General features: G+C 51.7%; 15 protein-coding genes and 1 pseudogene. 7 read left to right on the top strand and 9 right to left on the bottom strand.

The genetic code is table 11. The features are described 5' to 3' along the window. Window positions 1-9: 9 nt before the first annotated feature. Entirely contained in the window at window positions 10-627 is a 618-nt protein-coding gene (locus ACTS3T_RS06040) for a MerR family transcriptional regulator (RefSeq protein ID WP_377962639.1), read from the bottom strand. A 213-nt stretch (window positions 628-840) separates the two neighbouring features. On the opposite strand from ACTS3T_RS06040, the gene ACTS3T_RS06045 reads away from it, so the two are divergent. Beyond that, complete coding sequence (locus ACTS3T_RS06045; RefSeq protein ID WP_377962642.1) at window positions 841-2091, top strand: cytochrome P450; 1251 nt, start codon at window positions 841-843, stop codon at window positions 2089-2091. A 105-nt stretch (window positions 2092-2196) separates the two neighbouring features. Here the strand turns inward: ACTS3T_RS06045 and ACTS3T_RS06050 are convergent, their stop codons facing one another. The 3 genes from ACTS3T_RS06050 to ACTS3T_RS06060 form a co-directional block, all read right to left on the bottom strand. Beyond that, a complete protein-coding gene (locus ACTS3T_RS06050; protein WP_377962645.1) occupies window positions 2197-3300 on the bottom strand; it encodes a protein kinase domain-containing protein in 1104 nt (367 codons plus the stop codon). 100 nt (window positions 3301-3400) lie between these two features. After that, on the bottom strand, window positions 3401-4522 hold the full coding sequence (locus tag ACTS3T_RS06055; RefSeq protein ID WP_377962648.1) for a sensor histidine kinase: 1122 nt from the start codon (window positions 4520-4522) through the stop codon (window positions 3401-3403). 69 nt (window positions 4523-4591) lie between these two features. Beyond that, window positions 4592-5524 carry a cobalamin-binding protein gene (locus ACTS3T_RS06060; RefSeq protein WP_377962651.1) on the bottom strand — a complete coding sequence of 311 codons (933 nt, stop codon included), beginning with the start codon at window positions 5522-5524 and terminating at the stop codon, window positions 4592-4594. A gap of 197 nt (window positions 5525-5721) precedes the next feature. On the opposite strand from ACTS3T_RS06060, the gene ACTS3T_RS06065 reads away from it, so the two are divergent. After that, window positions 5722-6507: an ABC transporter permease gene (locus ACTS3T_RS06065; protein WP_377962654.1), complete on the top strand. Its 786-nt coding sequence runs from the start codon at window positions 5722-5724 to the stop codon at window positions 6505-6507. Window positions 6508-6583: 76 nt separating this feature from the next. Here the strand turns inward: ACTS3T_RS06065 and ACTS3T_RS06070 are convergent, their stop codons facing one another. Further along, on the bottom strand, window positions 6584-8416 hold the full coding sequence (locus ACTS3T_RS06070) for a hypothetical protein (protein ID WP_377962657.1): 1833 nt from the start codon (window positions 8414-8416) through the stop codon (window positions 6584-6586). Window positions 8417-8657: 241 nt separating this feature from the next. On the opposite strand from ACTS3T_RS06070, the gene ACTS3T_RS06075 reads away from it, so the two are divergent. Together ACTS3T_RS06075 and ACTS3T_RS06080 are read left to right on the top strand one after the other, a co-directional pair. After that, a complete protein-coding gene (locus tag ACTS3T_RS06075; RefSeq protein ID WP_377962660.1) occupies window positions 8658-9359 on the top strand; it encodes a response regulator in 702 nt (233 codons plus the stop codon). A gap of 13 nt (window positions 9360-9372) precedes the next feature. Further along, complete coding sequence (locus ACTS3T_RS06080) at window positions 9373-9510, top strand: hypothetical protein (protein ID WP_377962663.1); 138 nt, start codon at window positions 9373-9375, stop codon at window positions 9508-9510. A gap of 30 nt (window positions 9511-9540) precedes the next feature. Here ACTS3T_RS06080 and rsmD read toward each other — a convergent pair whose 3' ends face one another. Together rsmD and hisH are read right to left on the bottom strand one after the other, a co-directional pair. After that, complete coding sequence (gene rsmD, locus ACTS3T_RS06085) at window positions 9541-10107, bottom strand: 16S rRNA (guanine(966)-N(2))-methyltransferase RsmD (protein WP_377962666.1); 567 nt, start codon at window positions 10105-10107, stop codon at window positions 9541-9543. 231 nt (window positions 10108-10338) lie between these two features. After that, on the bottom strand, window positions 10339-10989 hold the full coding sequence (gene hisH, locus ACTS3T_RS06090; RefSeq protein WP_377962668.1) for an imidazole glycerol phosphate synthase subunit HisH: 651 nt from the start codon (window positions 10987-10989) through the stop codon (window positions 10339-10341). 152 nt (window positions 10990-11141) lie between these two features. On the opposite strand from hisH, the gene ACTS3T_RS06095 reads away from it, so the two are divergent. Then, a complete protein-coding gene (locus tag ACTS3T_RS06095; RefSeq protein ID WP_377962671.1) occupies window positions 11142-11846 on the top strand; it encodes a pyroglutamyl-peptidase I family protein in 705 nt (234 codons plus the stop codon). Then, complete coding sequence (locus ACTS3T_RS06100) at window positions 11782-12471, top strand: M15 family metallopeptidase (RefSeq protein WP_377962674.1); 690 nt, start codon at window positions 11782-11784, stop codon at window positions 12469-12471. Before ACTS3T_RS06095 ends, ACTS3T_RS06100 begins: the two co-directional genes overlap by 65 nt. A 164-nt stretch (window positions 12472-12635) precedes the next feature. Here ACTS3T_RS06100 and ACTS3T_RS06105 read toward each other — a convergent pair. Both ACTS3T_RS06105 and ACTS3T_RS06110 read right to left on the bottom strand, forming a co-directional pair. Then, a pseudogene (locus tag ACTS3T_RS06105) lies at window positions 12636-13046 on the bottom strand (ATP-binding protein); the annotation flags it as partial. Between the two features lie 3 nt (window positions 13047-13049). Further along, on the bottom strand, window positions 13050-14747 hold the full coding sequence (locus ACTS3T_RS06110; RefSeq protein ID WP_377962867.1) for a SpoIIE family protein phosphatase: 1698 nt from the start codon (window positions 14745-14747) through the stop codon (window positions 13050-13052). Window positions 14748-15121: 374 nt separating this feature from the next. Here ACTS3T_RS06110 and ACTS3T_RS06115 point away from each other — a divergent pair, with 374 nt between their 5' ends. Further along, entirely contained in the window at window positions 15122-16039 is a 918-nt protein-coding gene (locus ACTS3T_RS06115) for a DVUA0089 family protein (protein ID WP_377962677.1), read from the top strand. Window positions 16040-16052: the final 13 nt, after the last annotated feature.

Below are 16052 nucleotides of genomic sequence, written 5' to 3' on the forward strand. Positions count from 1 at the left end.
TCTTCTAAGTTAGGGTGCTAAATCAGCCAGTCGTTGAGCAATCAATTGCAGCAGATTCTCGCGTTCTTGCAGACTGACAGGATAGGCAAAGTCTTGGCGAACTTGAATTTCTAAGCCAGACACAATTTCTAGACGGATCCATTGCGTTGGGGCAGCAGAATCTCCCAAGCGCTGAGGCGAACGGGCAACGGCGGGGGCAAAGGCACTGGGCGCAGCGGCGGGCTGCGATCGCTGCTTCACCTGCTGAAGAAACGCTAGCGCCGGATTGGCCGTTTCTACCGTTAGCTGAATACCCCCTTGCAGTAAAGCTTCCAGTTCAGGATTAGGTTTAGTCTCCATTAGGGTTTGCACAGCGCTGGCACTGAGTCCTTCTGCCAGCAGACGACGCACCACCAGTAGTTGCAGCAGATGTCGATAGGTATAGCGGGCTTCGCGTCCCTCCTTTAAGGGTTTATCGATTAGGCTTTGGGTCGTATAGTGACGCACCAGGCGCGGGTTGATCGCCTCGACGCTGCGCCGCGACTCGCTAGCCGGGAGAAACTGGGGCAAAAGGGCATTGGCGATATCGACGAAGGCTTCCAGCGACCACTGCGGGTCACGTTGAGAAATCTGCTGCAATGTACTCATGTCCCCCATGCTAACCCTGACAATTTTCAATGTCAATATCACATCCAAATGTAATTTTTTTGCAAACGCGATCGCTGTTGCCTACTCGCTGGCTCCACATCCACTACGAGGTTGATTTAATTTACAAGCTAGCCGTCTAGGATTTCGGCAATAAGGCGATCGCAGCGCTGCCCGAACAGATCGCCTCCTTAGCTAGATGAGGCCACAGACTTTATGGGCGCAATTCCCCGCGATCGAGCCATCGATAGCACGCTGGCACTGGCCACCGAAGGCTACTGCTTTATTTCTAATCGTTGCGATCGCTATCAATCTGAGATTTTTCAAACCCGGCTTTTGTTCGAAAAAACCATCTGCTTTAGAGGTGAAGCCGCCGCTAAAGTTTTTTATGACACCGAAAAGTTTTCGCGGCAAAATGCTGCCCCCAAACGGGTGCAAAAAACCTTGCTGGGCGAAGGTGGCGTTCAGGGGTTAGATGGAGAAACCCACCGACAGCGCAAACAAATTTTTATGTCGCTGATGACACCCGAACACATGGCTGCGCTAACCGAGCTAACCCGGCAGCAATGGCAGGCAGCCGCCACAGACTGGCAAAAAGAAGACCAAGTCGTCTTGCTCTATGGAGCGCAAACCCTACTGTGTCAGGCCGTCTGCGCTTGGGCAGGTGTCCCCCTAGCAGCAGCAGCAGTCAATCAGCGCACGCAAGATCTAGCCGCCATGATTGATGGTTCCGGAGGCGTCGGCCCGCGTCACTGGCGCGCTCGTTTAGGGCGACAACGCTCAGAACAATGGCTAGAAAGCATTTTGGCAAAAATTCGTACCCATACCTTAGACGTTCCTGAAAATAGCGCTGCTTACGCCTTTGCTTGGCACCGCAACGCCGCTGGTGAACTTCTGGATCAAAAGGTAGCTGCGGTAGACTTGCTGAACGTGCTGCGCCCTACCGTGGCGATCGCCCGCTACATTACCTTTGCCGCCTTAGCGTTGCACAAATATCCGCAATGTCAGCAGGCATTACGCCAAGAACCCGACTACGCCAAACTGTTTACCCAAGAAGTTCGGCGGTTTTATCCTTTTTTTCCTTTTGCCTCAGCCCGCACTCGCCAAGCGTTTGACTGGCAAGATTACCATTTTCCCCAAGGGGTTAAAGTCCTGCTAGACCTCTACGGTACCAACCACGATCCGCACCTGTGGTCAGAACCCGAAGCCTTTCAGCCCGATCGCTTTCGGCAGTGGCCTGAAAACAGCTTTAGCTTTATCCCCCAAGGCGGTGGCGACCATTATATTAATCATCGCTGCGCAGGTGAATGGATTACGATTCGCATTCTGGAAATGTCGCTAGATTTTTTGGTTAATTCGGTCACTTACGCTGTGCCCAACCAAAACCTCAGCATCAACTTGTCAAGAATGCCAGCTTTGCCTAAAAGCGGCTTTGTCATCAGCCGTGTCCAGCCTTTGGATAACTAAAGGCTGGCAAAAGGTTAAAGCTTGGGGCAGAGAGCAGCAGAAGGAAAGCTTTTCTGTCAGCGGCTTGCAGCCGTCGAAGTGGCTCTTGGAGAGTAATAGAAACCACTAGAGCGGAAACGACAAGCTACTGGGCAAACCATGCCGAGGTCTGGTAGCTTCTTTAGATTTGCGACGCGATCGCCAGCTCCGAATAGCCGCCGCCCGTCGCTGAATAGGGGTCAAATAGCTATCCATCGGCGTCAGTTCATCGGTGTCTATCTCCGGATTGGTGCGGGGTTGAGTATTCAGGCAGTCTGACAGACTACTAAAATAAGGTTCCAACTCCAGCGCCCGCTGCACCTCTTCAATTTGCTGATAGCGATCGCGGACATCAGGCTTTAGCATCTTGGTTAAGATTGCCGAAAAATGGGCGCTAAGCTGCACCGATTTTTGCCAGCGCAGTTCTCCTGACTCGGCGTAGGTATCAAATTCAATCGGCGATCGGCCTGTGAGCAAATAGAGACAGGTCACGCCTAACGCGTAAATGTCACTCGCATAAGTGGGTCGAAGCGCTAACTGCTCTGGCGGGGCAAAGCCAATGGTGCCGACAAACTGGGTCGTCGGTGCCCGGTAGCCTGCTTCATCCGCTTCGGCTAGGCATTCTCGCACCGCGCCAAAATCAATCAGCACCAACCGCTGATAGTCACGGCAGCGAATAATGTTAGGCGGCTTAATATCTCGATGAATCACCCGTTGGTGATGAATGTACTGGATGACAGGCAAAATCTCTTTGAGAAACTGCTTGACCTGCAGTTCGCTGTGAATACCAGAGCGTCGTACTTCTCTAGCTAGGGTATCTCCCTGAACAAACTCTTGCACCAGGTAAAATTCACCCTTGATGGTGAAATAGTCGAGCAGCATAGGCACCTGAGAGTGGCTACCTAGCTGAGACAAAATGCGAGCTTCGCGGCGAAAGCGAATTTTGGCTCGTTCTAACGAAAGCGAATTTCTAACTTTGGGCGAAAGCTGTTTAATGACACAGAGCGGCGAACCCGGCAAAGCAGCATCTTGAGCTAAAAAGGTAACGCCAAATCCGCCTCGGCCCAGCACTTTTAAAATGCGGTAGCGATCGCGAAATAGCTGACCAGAGCGACAAAGATTTCTGAGCTGACTGTTCCGGTGAGCAGAAGTCTGAAAATCAGACAGTTGGGATGGAGAAGGTTTCTGCATTGCTACCGATACTCAGATGGCCAAAAAGAATACCCCTTTCAACTATAGCCAAAACCAATAGAATTCTTGGGTAGATGTCTAAAATCTATCGGCTGATAGGCTATATCGCTTTCATCGTTTTCAGTTTGGGTACAGTCGGTAGCCAGAACCGAAACTGACTTCCTTGCCCTAGCTGACTCTCGACGCTAATTTGCCCACCCTGCAATTCCACCAGTCGCTTGCAAATAGCTAAGCCAATGCCCGTGCCCCCTGAATGGCGATCGCGTGAACGATCGGCTCGCCAAAAGCGCTCAAACACATGGGGTAGATCAGCCGCCGCCATCCCCTCACCCGTATCACCAACAGCAATCCAAACTCGGCCTTCTTCTAGCCAACTGCTGACGGTAATTTCACCCTTGGTCGTATAGCGTAATGCATTGCTTAGCAGATTGACCATAATTTGCTCAACCCGTTCTGGATCGGCTTTTACCAAAGGTAAGGTCGCCGGACAGTCAAGGTGTAGACTCAGCGGTTGCTCATCAGAAATCTGATCTGAAAAACGCTGTACCAAATTTTGCAAAAGCGACCCCAGCTTAAACGGTTGAATATGAATCGGCAAATAGCCCGCCTCTAGCTTGGATAGCTCTTGCAAATCGTTCACTAAGCGCTGCAGTCGAATCGTCTCTTGAGTGAGCCGCTGATAGATTTCGCTGGAGGGATCCAACGTCCCATCCGCCAAACCTTCCAAATAGCCCCGCACGATTGTAAGCGGCGTTCGCAATTCGTGGGTTAAGTCACTGACTAAGTCTCGTCGCCGCTGCTCCACCCCTTCAATCTCAGTCGCCATGCGGTTGAAGCTAGCAGCTAAGCGGCTCAGCTCTGGAATATCAGAACTGGGAACTCGCTCGTCAAACTGACCTGCGGCAAACTTTTCAGTCACAGCTTCTAGCTGCAGCAGGGGGCGGACAATCCGACGCGACATCCAATAGCTCAAACCCACAGCGGTCGTTCCGCCCATGACAATAGACCAGAACATCGCTCGTGTCCAAGCAAATTCAAAACCTTTAACCAACTGCGTTTTGATTTGCTGAATCCGAAAGCCCCGGCCTTCAATGCGCTCTAGCGAAACGACAAATAACCGGGGGGCATAAAGCCAGCCTAAGCCCGCCAGGGTAACAATGCCAATACCCATCACCAACAGGTAGGAAAAAAATAAGCGGCCACGGAGACTGAGTTTAGGCATAGAACGCAGGCTGAAACAAACAAAAGCGTGACGATGGCGAGCCTCAGCCACCCCTACCTCGCAGGGATATTACAACTTTTGCCACGCTTGCCCACGATAACCAAAATCAAACAAATCGGGATGAAAAATTTCTGCCAAAATTTCTAGTGAATCAGCTAGACGCGGCCCTGGCCGATTGAAATACTGATTGCCATCGGTCAGGTAAACCCGTTCGCTATTGACAGCTTTGAGGTTGTCCCACTCGGGTGTTTGGGTGAGGGGGGCAAGTTCTTGGCGGGTTTTGACGAGATCGTAGCCGCAGGGCATAACCACAATAATGTCGGGATCAGCCGCCACCAAAGCTGACCATTCTAGCCAGGGAGCCTGTTCGCCAGCGGTGCCAAAGAGGCAACGACCGCCCGCTAGCTCAACTAGTTCCGGCACCCAATTGCCTGCTGCCATTAGCGGCTCAGGCCACTCAATGCAGGCTACCGTCGGTCGCTCGGCAATAAACGCTGTTTTATCCCGGCAGCACTGAACGCGAACCTGCAAGGCGGCGATCGCCTGTTCAGCCTCAGCCGCGGCTGTTTCTCCGCCAATGCATTGAGCAACCCGCCGTATATCTTGCCAAACATCGGCTAAAACCGTCGGTTCTAAAGAAATAACCTGCGGCTGGCTGTGGGTTAGCTCAGCGATCGCCTGCTCCACGTCGGCCAAACTAACCGCGCATACCTCACACTGAGCCTGCGTCAGAATATGGGTCGGTCTTAGTGCCTCTAGGACTTCAACTTTGACGTCATAGACGCTAAGGGCGGTTTGCAGCAATTTCATGACACGGTCGTGAATTTCCTGGCTCGTTCCTATCGGCTGAAACTTAGGCTGAGTACAAACAGGCCGATCTTGAATTGCCGTTGGATAGTCGCACTCATGGGAGCGCCCGACCAGTGCATCGCGCCAGCCTAGCAAGTCAACAATTTCGGTGGCGCTAGGAATCAGCGAAACAATTCGGGGAGTATCAGGCATGGCAATGGCGTTCTCGGTAAGTGTTGCTTCCCAGTAAAGCGAAAATCAGCTTTTTCGACGTCCGATGTTAGGCAGAACTTCAAACTTGATCTTCAAAGGGAATCTTTAAAAACGCGGGCTAGCGTAATTTTGTTAGCCATCTTTGCAACCAACCGCTAGCCTGCCAAGATAGAAACGCACTGACACAGCATACGGCTTTGAATACAGATACGTTGGTTGAACTGGATCTGCTACGCCTGCTTTGGGCTTTAGGGTTGATGGCAGCCGCGATCGCCCTGGCAAGCTGGCAACGGCTAGGGCTGACTAACAACCTGGCGATGGCAACGGCGCGGACGGTGCTACAGCTAGGGGCAGTTGGCTATGTGCTGGCCGTCGTGTTTGAATGGCGCAACCCTTTTGCCGTCTTGCTGGTGTTGCTGGTGATGCTGACGACAGCGACACTGGTGGCTCGCAACCGCATCAGCAAAAAGCTCAGCCGCCTGTTGCCCATTGTGGGGGGCTGCTTACTCACCAGTACCTTGCTGACGCTGAGCTACACCAGTCTAGCCGTCATTCGCCCAGAGACTTGGTATGAGCCGCGATACCTTATTCCGCTGGCAGGTATTGTGCTGGGCAATGCTATGAACGCCGCGGCGATCGCAGGCGATCGCTTGGTCAGCACGATTAAGCAACGGCGACGAGAAATTGAAACCCATTTAAGCTTGGCGGCTACGCCTGATCAGGCGATCGCCCAATACCGCAAAGAAGCGATCAAAGCGGGCTTAATTCCAACTATTAACTCCATGATGGTTGTGGGCATCGTTAAGCTACCCGGCATTATTACTGGACAACTGCTGAGCGGCGTTGATCCGCTAAACGCTGCCCTTTATCAAATGTTGATTATGTTTATGCTGGCTTTTGCCGATTTGCTAACTGCCGTGTTAGTTACCCAGGGGATTGCCCGTCAGTTTTTTAACAAAGCTGCTCAGTTAGTGTTGCCCTAGCAGCCTGTTGAGCTGCGATCGCCCTATCCAGCGTTAGCCCAAGCGGCTAGAAACCAACTTCAACAGCGGTTGTGCCCTAGTGCTTGACGAAGCCGCCTAAGTCAGGACGATAGCGCACAATAAAAGCGCCCTTGCTGTCGTAGATTTCAATTTCTGATTGAGCAGTACGGCTTAGTTCAGCTACTTGCTGTAGCAATTGAGTCGTATTTCGAGCAACTTCTGGGGTCATCTGGGGCGACCCTGCTAAACGCGGATCGCTAAAGGTTTGCTCAATCACATTTGCATAGAGGGCAATCACATGAATGCGGACGCGATCGCCAAGCCGACGGTAGCGACAAATGCGAGACGTCGGACCACAGATTTGATCGAGTTGCTGCTGAATTTTTTGCACACCGACAACGCCTGCTAGCTTCTGCTGAGCTTGTGTGAGCGAGAGCCGATAGGGATCTAGCAACGTTTGGGCATTGGCTGAAAAAGAAGTGTCTGAAGGCACTTGCTGAGCATACTCTAAAGCCTGTCGCCAGTTTTGTACCGCTAAAGTCCACTGATTTTGCCGTTCTAGCTGCTGCGCTCGCTGGGCTGCCTGGGTGGCCTGCGTATAGGCGCGATTGCCAAGTTGTTCGCGGTTGAGGCGATCGCGGGTTTCCATAAAATTGTTGCGATAGGTCGTCAGCAGGTCTTGAGCATCGGCGTAGGCCATCGTTCCCTGAGGAATACGGCGTAGCTGATTCATCGCCGTTTGCCATTCTCGGTGAGCCACCTGCCAGCTTGGCAGCGCCTCAGCCGTTTCCATGTGGTGCAGCCCCAACTGGGCAGACTCAATTGCCTGCTCTAAGGCGGCAGCAGCGGCCTGTTCAGCGGCAACGCGATCGCTGGTTTTTACTAAATTTGCTTCGTATTCTTGCCGCTTCTTTTGGGCAAAAGCATATACCAAATTGTCGGTCGGTACCTGTTCTAGCTGGGCGATCGCCTGCCGCCAGTATTCTTCAACGACCTGCCAGTGAACCACAGCATGGGGCGGATTTTGGCTCTTTTCAGCCGCTAGGGTGGCGCTCTTTTGCGCTGCAATCACCTGCGCTAACACATCAGCCTCTTGCTGATAAACCTCACTAGCAGCCTGGGCGGCTGTGTGATGGCGCGACCAAGGGGGAATGGGCTGCAAAATAGCCACGGCAGACTCTAGCTTGGTATGAGCCTGCAACACATCTGCTGGCGAAGGCTGCACCTTCAGGCTATCTAAGGCTTCTTCACTGAGAACAGCCGCCGTCAAAACTCGGTCACAACGACCCACAACGCAAGGACGAGTAACGCTATAGCCGAATCCCAGTAGCAGCATAGCCCCTGCCACCGTACCCACTAGCCAACCAGGAGGAAGGGGGAAGGGCATAGGCCAGCGCCGCCCCTGAGGAAGTTGCTGATCCGCCACATCCGCCACAGCGTCTGGCGATAGCTCAGAAGCGTAAAACGGCACTAAGGCGGTGTGAGCCGTCAGATCAGATGAGGTGGATGTCTCTTCACCTAGCGCTACCGCTTCAGCCAGCGCCGCCGCTGAAAAATCAGATCTGCGCCAAACTAGCGATCGCGTTAGATAAGGTCGCGTCTCTCCCAGGCGGCGCAGGTACAGGCGGATGGGGATATCATCTGCTGGCAGGTGAGCCGCTAAGGAGGTTTCGGTGCGAGCAATCTGGTCTAGCAGCGATCGCAAAATTTCTGCCGTTGCCGCCAAAGCATCTGCCGCTTCTGGCTCCTCTGTGGCAGCATGTTCTTCTAACACCAGCAAAGCCCCTTGCCGGGTAGAAAGGCGAATGCGCCAGTTTGCCACCATCGGCTGCTGTGCTTGCAAACGTTGGCTAAGCTGGTGAGCCACCTGATCGAGGTTGACTTGATGAGAAGGAGGAGAGGTCAACATTAACTTACTTCACTGAGAAAACCCGCCATCACCCTGAGTAGTATCCGTAGAATCTTAGCGAAGGAATGGTACAACACCAAATAAATCTTGCCTAGTTTGAATTGCCTGGTTCAGCACCTTACCCTAGATCTCAAGACTCATCAGGGTTTTATAAATTTTTTATAGGATGGCACCCTTGAAACCCCAGGCACAACACGCTCAGCATCTATCAGTCACCAGGTAACAGACTATTGGGGAATGCATGGATATCTTAATCGTTGAAGACGAAGCTGAAATCGCTCAGCTCATTAAGCTTTACCTGGAAAAAGAAGGCTTTAGCTGTGAAACTTGCCGAGATGGCAATATTGCCTTGCAGCTTTTTCGCGATCGCCAGCCTGATCTCATTGTGCTGGATCTGATGCTACCTGGCTTAGACGGCCTAGAAGTCTGTGCCCGGATTCGCCAGCAACCTGGCAGCAAAGATCCTTACATCCTCATGTTGACGGCCAAGGGAGAAGAAATCGATCGCATCATTGGCCTTTCTACCGGGGCGGATGACTACATGGTCAAACCCTTTAGTCCGCGAGAACTGGTTGCTCGGGTGCGGGCGCTGCTGCGCCGCAGTTTGCGCCACGGCACTCAAAGTCAGATTTATCGCACTCCCCATTTCACGGTCGATTTAGATCAGCGCACTGCTACCCGCCAAGTGGCAGCAGAAGAGGCCACACTGCTCGATTTGACCCCTTTAGAATTTGACATGCTAGCCACGTTTATGAGCTATCCGGGTCGAGTTTGGAATCGCACCCAGCTAGTTGAAAAACTGTGGGGCGAAGACTTTTTTGGCGATGAACGCGTCGTTGACAGCCACGTTGCTCGACTACGGAAAAAGATTGAGCCAGATCCCTCCCATCCCAGCTTCGTCAAAACCGTCATTGGTGTCGGTTACAAGTTTGAGGACGAATAAGCGGGCTAAGCGGATGTCTAGATTGTTAACAGCGATCGCCACTGAATCAAAGCCCAGATCGCCAGATGCCGCACCGCCTGAGGATGAACATTTGGCGGATCTAGCGGCTCACCAATGTCCTAAGCAACATTGCTGTCGCCACCAGCGTTAAAACCCTTCAGCGGCTGGCAGCCGCTGACAACTAAAGCCGGGTGGGTTTGCCACTAGCAGCGAGGACATAGAAAGTTAGCGTTGTGTCACCGTAGCGTTTTTGGCGAATAATTTCTAGCCCAGCGATCGCCTGTGCGCTCCAGCTCTCAGGTCGATGCTCTACCGCGAGTTCACCCGCAGGTGCAAGCAAGCTTAGCTCTGCGATCGCTGGTAAAACAGAAGCATAAAGCGGGCTAGCATAGGGCGGGTCAAAATAGATCCGATCAAAGCTGCGTCCCCGTAGCTTTAGGATCTGCTGTTGCACATCGCCCCGCCGGATTTCATACTGCTGTTGGGGCTGGGCTAAGCGCTGCCAGTTTTCTCGAATCACCCGGCAAGCAGAGCCAGACTGCTCAACACCTACTACCTCCAATGCGCCTCGCGCTAACGCCTCTGCTCCCATCGCACCGCTCCCTGCACACAGGTCTAACCAGCAGCAGCCAGCCACGTACCCCTGCCAAATGTTAAAAAGTGCCTCCCGAACGCGGGCTGAGGTAGGGCGAGTGGCGGAACCCGGTAGCGTTTTCAGCAGGCGATTGCCATAGATGCGCAAAGGCATGGAACCAATAGGAAATAAAGGGGAAGTTCGTTTTTGGCGGGTGCAGGCGATCGCCGGATGCGATCGAGAGACGACTGAGCGGTTTACCCTAAAAAATTAACTTTCTCAGTCTTGTTGTTTAGGCAAACTTTCACGTCGCTCACCTTTTGCCCAAAGAGTTTAGAACAAGGGCACAGAGAAGCTTTTAATCGGTACTTGGCCTCAAGGTAGGTTTGAATCTCCCCCCCTTCTCTATCTTCTCCGACTCCCAACTAACGCTTTGGCCTCAACCAGTTCTACAAAATTAGACAAAATCTTCAACCCAACACTGGCTGACTTTTCAGGGTGAAACTGAACCGCCATCAGATTATCGCGGGCGATCGCTGCCGTCACTTCTTGACTACCGTGGGTAATGGTAGCAGCGTTGAGACTGGCCTCTACCGGAGCTGCATAGAAGGAATGCACAAAATAAACCCAGTCCCCAGACGTGACCGACTGCCAAAGGGCAATCTCAGGCTGGGTGAGTTGTAGCTGATTCCAGCCCATGTGAGGAATGGTTAAACCCGGCTCTGGGCGAAATCGCTTAATCGTACCTGCAATGATTCCCAACCCTGGCTCGTTGCCCTCTTCGCTAGCTTCAAACAACACCTGAAGCCCCAGACAAATGCCTAAAAAGGGTTTACCACTGGCAATAATTTGCCGAATCGGCTCGACTAAATCGCGCGATCGCAGATGCTGCATTGCTGGATCAAAAGCGCCCACCCCCGGCAACACCACACCATCGGCTGCCGCCAGATCGGCTGCTACATCGGTTACCTGGGTAGTCGCGCCTGCTTTTTCTAGCCCTTTACAGGCAGAATGCAGATTTCCCATGTCATAGTCAATGACTGCGATTACGGCCATTTAAGCCCCCTTATAGACAGCCTACTGACCTATACTAACCCTTGCGATCGCGCTCATGCTGTAGCAATCCGGCTATCCCTTCAAACCAAACGCCGCCATCGCTGAGTCAGAATTTGTCACAATAAAGGGCAGCCAGCTTTGGAACCCTGCCCATGCCAGATCTACTGCCTTACAAAGTTAGCCCAACCCTCCTGCCTAAGCTGAGCAATTTACCCCCCTCCACTCGCCCAAAATCAACAGAGAAACAGCCCCAGTCGGGGCAATCGTCCCAGCCACCGCGATTGCTACTCACCTCTTTTCGACCGTGGCGAGCGCATCAAGTTTCCAACGCTGCTGATGACTTGCTGGTGTGGCTACAGCAGCAAGCTTTGCTACCGGACAATACGGTCTTACTGCGTCAGCTACCCGTTAGCTTTCAACTGGCTCCGGCTGAGGTCATTGCTAAAATTGTTTGGTTCCAGCCTCGCTGTGTGATCTGCTGTGGCATGGCTGAAAATCGCCATCAACTCAGCTTGGAACGGCAGGGAATTTGCAACAATCAACCGCTGCAAACGTCGTTGCATCTGCCGACCCTGCTCCAAGGCACAGGCTTGACTGAAATCAGCGAAGATGCGGGCACTTATGTTTGCAATCATCTTTATTTCCAGGTGTTGCAGTTCCTCAAGCAAAAGTCAGTCAATTGTCAGGCTCTATTCGTTCATGTGCCTCCCTTAAATCAGGCTAATTTATTGACCATTGCTCAGGACTTTTGCCAGATCTTGAGGCAGCTTTCAACTCAGTTAGATCAGTTTCATGAAGCCCTATCAACAAGTACCCATTCGCGATCGCGGCGAACCACTCGTTCCCATTCCGCTTGATGCCTTTGCCATTGTGCAACCGCATCCCTATGAGCAACTAGGTGCCCCTTACCAGGGGCGATCGCCCTATTACCTGCGGCAAACAGTATGCGATCGCTTACTTCAGGCTCAGCAAGCTCTACAGGCTCAGCGAAGCGGCTGGAAAATTCAAATCTTTGATGCTTATCGCCCCGTCGCCGTCCAGCAATTTATGGTTGAACAGACCTATCAACAACTGCTAACCGCCCAAGGCTTGTCTCCCAGCACAGTCAGTCGAACCCAGCAAGCCGCTATCTTGAACCAGGTCTACGAGTTTTGGGCTGTCCCTAGCTCCGATCCAGCAACCCCACCGCCCCACAGCACAGGAGCCGCAATCGATATTACCTTGACCGATAACCAAGGACAGGCCATTAATATGGGTTCACCCATTGACGAACCCTCGGTGCGATCGTATCCTCACCACTTCGCCGATAAGGCTGCGGCACAAGCGCAGCAGTATCACCAAAATCGCCAGCTACTCGCTGCGCTTTTAACCGCTGTTGGCTTTAAACAACATCCTCAAGAATGGTGGCACTTTTCCTACGGCGATCAAATGTGGGCTTGGCAGTCGCGATCGCCCTTTGCTTACTATGGCAAAGCGACCTAGCAAGAAAAGTTCCTTTCTGGATCTAGTTTGGTGGTATGACCGTTGCGCTTGTAGGCATCAGCAGTGGATGCTTCTCCGGCAGCACTCTCTGAAGGCGCTTCAGCAGACGGTTTTTCCTGAAGTTGAGCTTTTTCTAGGTGAGCGGCCAATTCTTGGCTCATCGCCAAAGACGTTTTCATCGACAAACAGTTTTGGCCTTCTCCTACCTTCAAGCGATACTCTACCGTATCCATCAGGCGATGCAAAATTAACCAGCCATAACCACCTTCTTGAAAGTCTTGAGGTTCAGGCGCTAGGTACTGTTCCAGCTCAAATCCTGAACCAGAATCCCAAACTTCCAAAGACAAATCTCGCTCTTTTAGCTCTAAACGAATGAGAACGGGTAGATTCGGCTGATTGCGGTGAGCATGGCGAACCACATTTGAATAGGCTTCAACCAGTACCAAACGCAGACGATTTTCCGTGCGAGGCCAGTCAACTTGACTGCCCAGTTCTGCCTTGAGAGATTCTAGAAGCCAGTTTTCAACAATCGTCAAAAACTTAAGATCGCTAGGTACATGTAGCTCTGTTTTCATGATCTACAGTACCTCCAGAGAAAGAACTGTTTGATCATCTTCTTGAACTGAGTTCAAAGCAGCCACTTGAGCAAGTACCTGGTCTAAATCTAGTGGCCCGGTCTGTTGTTTAAGCATCGACCAAAGCCCAGTTTGCTTAAGCATTGCGTTGCTTCCATTCGTAGAAGAGGCCGAAATTGTGGCCTCAGTAATGCCATCGCTGGTAATCACCAACGCTGAACCCGAGGCTAACACTAGTTCTCCCGCAGCGGCTTGCCACTTGGGCAAAATCCCGATGGGGACGCTACGAGTTTCTAGGTAGACAGGTTCAGGATCAGCCTGAGCTGTCTCACCATTAGACCAAGCCATCGGATACACATGCCCCGCGTTAGCGTAAATTAGCTTTTGTTGAGCCGGAATATAGCGAACCAACACCATCGTAATAAAACAGTTATTGCTCACCAAGTCATCCGAAAGGCTAGTATTTAGATTTTGCATCACCACATTAGGCGGTGGCGGCGACTCTTGCGAGAGTTCACGCCGCAGCACTGAAATGGCGCTGGCCATAAACAGCGCTGCCGGGACTCCTTTGCCAGAGACATCGCCTACAGCCAGCCAAATATCTCCTTGAGGGTGAACAAATACCTCAAAAAAATCGCCGCCGACTTCTCGTGCTGGAATACAGCGAGCCTGAATTCGCACCCCTTCAATATCAGGCCAGCTTTGGCGTAGCAGGTTCGTTTGAATCTGGCGGGCAACGGCCAGTTCTGCTCGCATTTGCTCAGTTTGTAGCTGAGTCCGCTGATAGAGCATAGCCTGGGAAATAGCCAGCGCTACTTGTTCAGAAACACTATTGATTAAATTGATCGTTTCTTCTGGCCAAGCATGAGGCTGACCAATGCGATGCAAATAGGCGATCGCAAGGCAATCTTTTTGGTAAATGAAAGGTACCACCAGACTGGTGAGTGAGCGCTCATCCGCTAGCTGAACCACCTGCTGCTGCATCGGATTGCTGCTGCTGAGAGTTTTAAGATCTAAAGATTGCTCCAGCGATTCAATCGCAGTTAAAACGGCGTCATCTCCAGCCTCTGCGTTGGCCGCAGTATAGACAAATCGTTTAGTCGAAGTCTGAGCCTGATACGGCGTATTCAACACTTCGAGATCGACCGGAATCAACGTCGAGCAGTAGGCTTCAAACGTACTGCCTAAAGTTTCTGCGATCGTCTGTAGCATACTGTTGTAGTCGAGCGATTCGCGAATTGCTCGCATCACTTCGTTAAACAGCGACTCTCGACTCAGCGCTCGGCTGAGTTCTAAGGTTCTTTGTTTTAAGACTCGATAAGTCTCTGCTGCCTGAAGAACTACGTTTTTGAGCTGATCTGGGTTCCAAGGCTTCGTAATATATTTGAAGACCTGACCTGAGTTAATCGCTTCAACAAGGTCTTCAACGTCTGTATAGCCTGTTAAAACAATGCGAATAGTATCGGGAAAGCACTCAACTGTACGGCTGAGAAATTCGGTACCATTCATACGTGGCATCCGCTGGTCGGAGATAATGATAGCCATTTCCCCTTCACGTTCCAGCAATTCCAAAGCGGCAAATCCATTCTCAGCTTTGAAAACGCGGAAATCACGGCGAAAGGTGCGATAGAGCAGATCTAGGTTGTCTGGCTCATCATCTACGACCAGCAATTTAAGTTGTTGATTCCAGCTCGAATCCATCCAAGACTCTGTTTGTTTGAAGTTTGCTGCGCGAGGAGCAACGCGACTGGTGTCAATCATTTTTGTTATTTAGGCTCAATAGCGCAAAGCTCAGCTCAGAACAATCGGTTCATCGGCAAGAGACTGTGTCTGTGAGAAAGTACCTTTAAATTCAATATGCCCAAAGACAAGACTCGATTAAGCTGTTGGCTAGTTTCAGCTCCCTGGGTAGACTCAATTACCTGTCTGTAAACTGTTTGCGCTTATTTGAAAGCCTCAGCTTGTACTAAGCCACAGAAAACAGGGTAGATGATGTTTTTTTGGCTTGAGGTGTGCGGTAAACTCTGAAGCACAATGCCACAAAAAGTTTATCCCACCTTTAAGCAGATTGAGCGATGAAATTGTCAACGGTCATTACGGGTTTAAGTGCGATCGCACTTAGCAGCTTCATGTCTGCGGCTAAGGCTCAAACGATTCCGGCTAGTCGGCTTCAGCAAGAACTCCAGCTAGCCGTCTGTTTGAATGCCTGGGACTATGCTCTTGACCTGAGTGATCCCCTGATTGCATCGAGTGAAATTTCGCCTAGCGATCGCGCCCAGCTTATCCAACTGCGTCGCCAACTGCAAAACTATCAGGCCAGAGGCACCGTGGTTGCCAACCAGCCCAATTGCGAAGCTGTCTTAGCGCAGACCATCACCGCTGCCGAAGTTAGCCTGCCGGAACGTCCGGTGGAATGGGCTAGGGCTTATGAAGCGCTGTTTGCTAGCCTTTATTATCGACCGGGGCAAGGAAGAAACCAATCGTTTCGCCCTATCTTACCGCTGGCCGGGGTGAGCCTGCGTAGCCAGATTGACATACCAGCTTTGTCTCCCGAAACGCCTATTGACACCCGCAATGGCTCAGGCGTAGTCGCCGGAGAGGTTAGCACCTATCATCAGGTTTATAGTTTTGTCGCTGGTTTGGGCGATCGCGTCACTATTGCGGTTGATGTCACTGAGATTTTACCGGGCACCCTTTACCAAGACGACGACTCGCAATTGTTTTTGTTTAACAGCGAAGGGCAGCTCTTAGCCGAAAATGACGATTTAGGCAGATTGCAGTCTCAGATTACGGATTTTTTAGTTCCTCGCACGGGTCTCTACTATGTCGTCGTCACCACCTATGACAACGATCCAGTTTTAGACCGCGAACAACGCGTTATTGGCTGGGAAAATAACGGTGGTAGCGCCATTGAATACACGCTCACCCTTGCTGGCGTTACACCAACCGCCGTGCTGATGCGGCCAACGCTAAGCAATGAGCCAGATCAATAAGCGGGCTGTCAAG

Origin of the sequence: Almyronema sp. (assembly GCF_052168255.1) — a bacterium.
In the GTDB taxonomy this organism is placed as follows: Bacteria; Cyanobacteriota; Cyanobacteriia; order Phormidesmidales; family Phormidesmidaceae; genus Sphaerothrix; species Sphaerothrix epifaneia.

Bases quoted from the DNA above. Each gene is read 5' to 3' on its own strand.
- ACTS3T_RS06050 (WP_377962645.1), bottom strand. From the start codon at position 3,300: ATGCAGAAACCTTCTCCATCCCAACTGTCTGATTTTCAGACTTCTGCT.
- hisH (WP_377962668.1), bottom strand. From the start codon at position 10,989: ATGGCCGTAATCGCAGTCATTGACTATGACATGGGAAATCTGCATTCT.
- ACTS3T_RS06110 (WP_377962867.1), bottom strand. From the start codon at position 14,747: ATGGATTCGAGCTGGAATCAACAACTTAAATTGCTGGTCGTAGATGAT.
- ACTS3T_RS06040 (WP_377962639.1), bottom strand. From the start codon at position 627: ATGAGTACATTGCAGCAGATTTCTCAACGTGACCCGCAGTGGTCGCTG.
- ACTS3T_RS06075 (WP_377962660.1), top strand. From the start codon at position 8,658: ATGGATATCTTAATCGTTGAAGACGAAGCTGAAATCGCTCAGCTCATT.
- ACTS3T_RS06095 (WP_377962671.1), top strand. From the start codon at position 11,142: ATGCCAGATCTACTGCCTTACAAAGTTAGCCCAACCCTCCTGCCTAAG.
- ACTS3T_RS06100 (WP_377962674.1), top strand. From the start codon at position 11,782: ATGAAGCCCTATCAACAAGTACCCATTCGCGATCGCGGCGAACCACTC.
- ACTS3T_RS06045 (WP_377962642.1), top strand. From the start codon at position 841: ATGGGCGCAATTCCCCGCGATCGAGCCATCGATAGCACGCTGGCACTG.
- ACTS3T_RS06060 (WP_377962651.1), bottom strand. From the start codon at position 5,524: ATGCCTGATACTCCCCGAATTGTTTCGCTGATTCCTAGCGCCACCGAA.
- ACTS3T_RS06080 (WP_377962663.1), top strand. From the start codon at position 9,373: ATGTCTAGATTGTTAACAGCGATCGCCACTGAATCAAAGCCCAGATCG.
- ACTS3T_RS06115 (WP_377962677.1), top strand. From the start codon at position 15,122: ATGAAATTGTCAACGGTCATTACGGGTTTAAGTGCGATCGCACTTAGC.
- ACTS3T_RS06055 (WP_377962648.1), bottom strand. From the start codon at position 4,522: ATGCCTAAACTCAGTCTCCGTGGCCGCTTATTTTTTTCCTACCTGTTG.
- ACTS3T_RS06070 (WP_377962657.1), bottom strand. From the start codon at position 8,416: ATGTTGACCTCTCCTCCTTCTCATCAAGTCAACCTCGATCAGGTGGCT.
- rsmD (WP_377962666.1), bottom strand. From the start codon at position 10,107: ATGCCTTTGCGCATCTATGGCAATCGCCTGCTGAAAACGCTACCGGGT.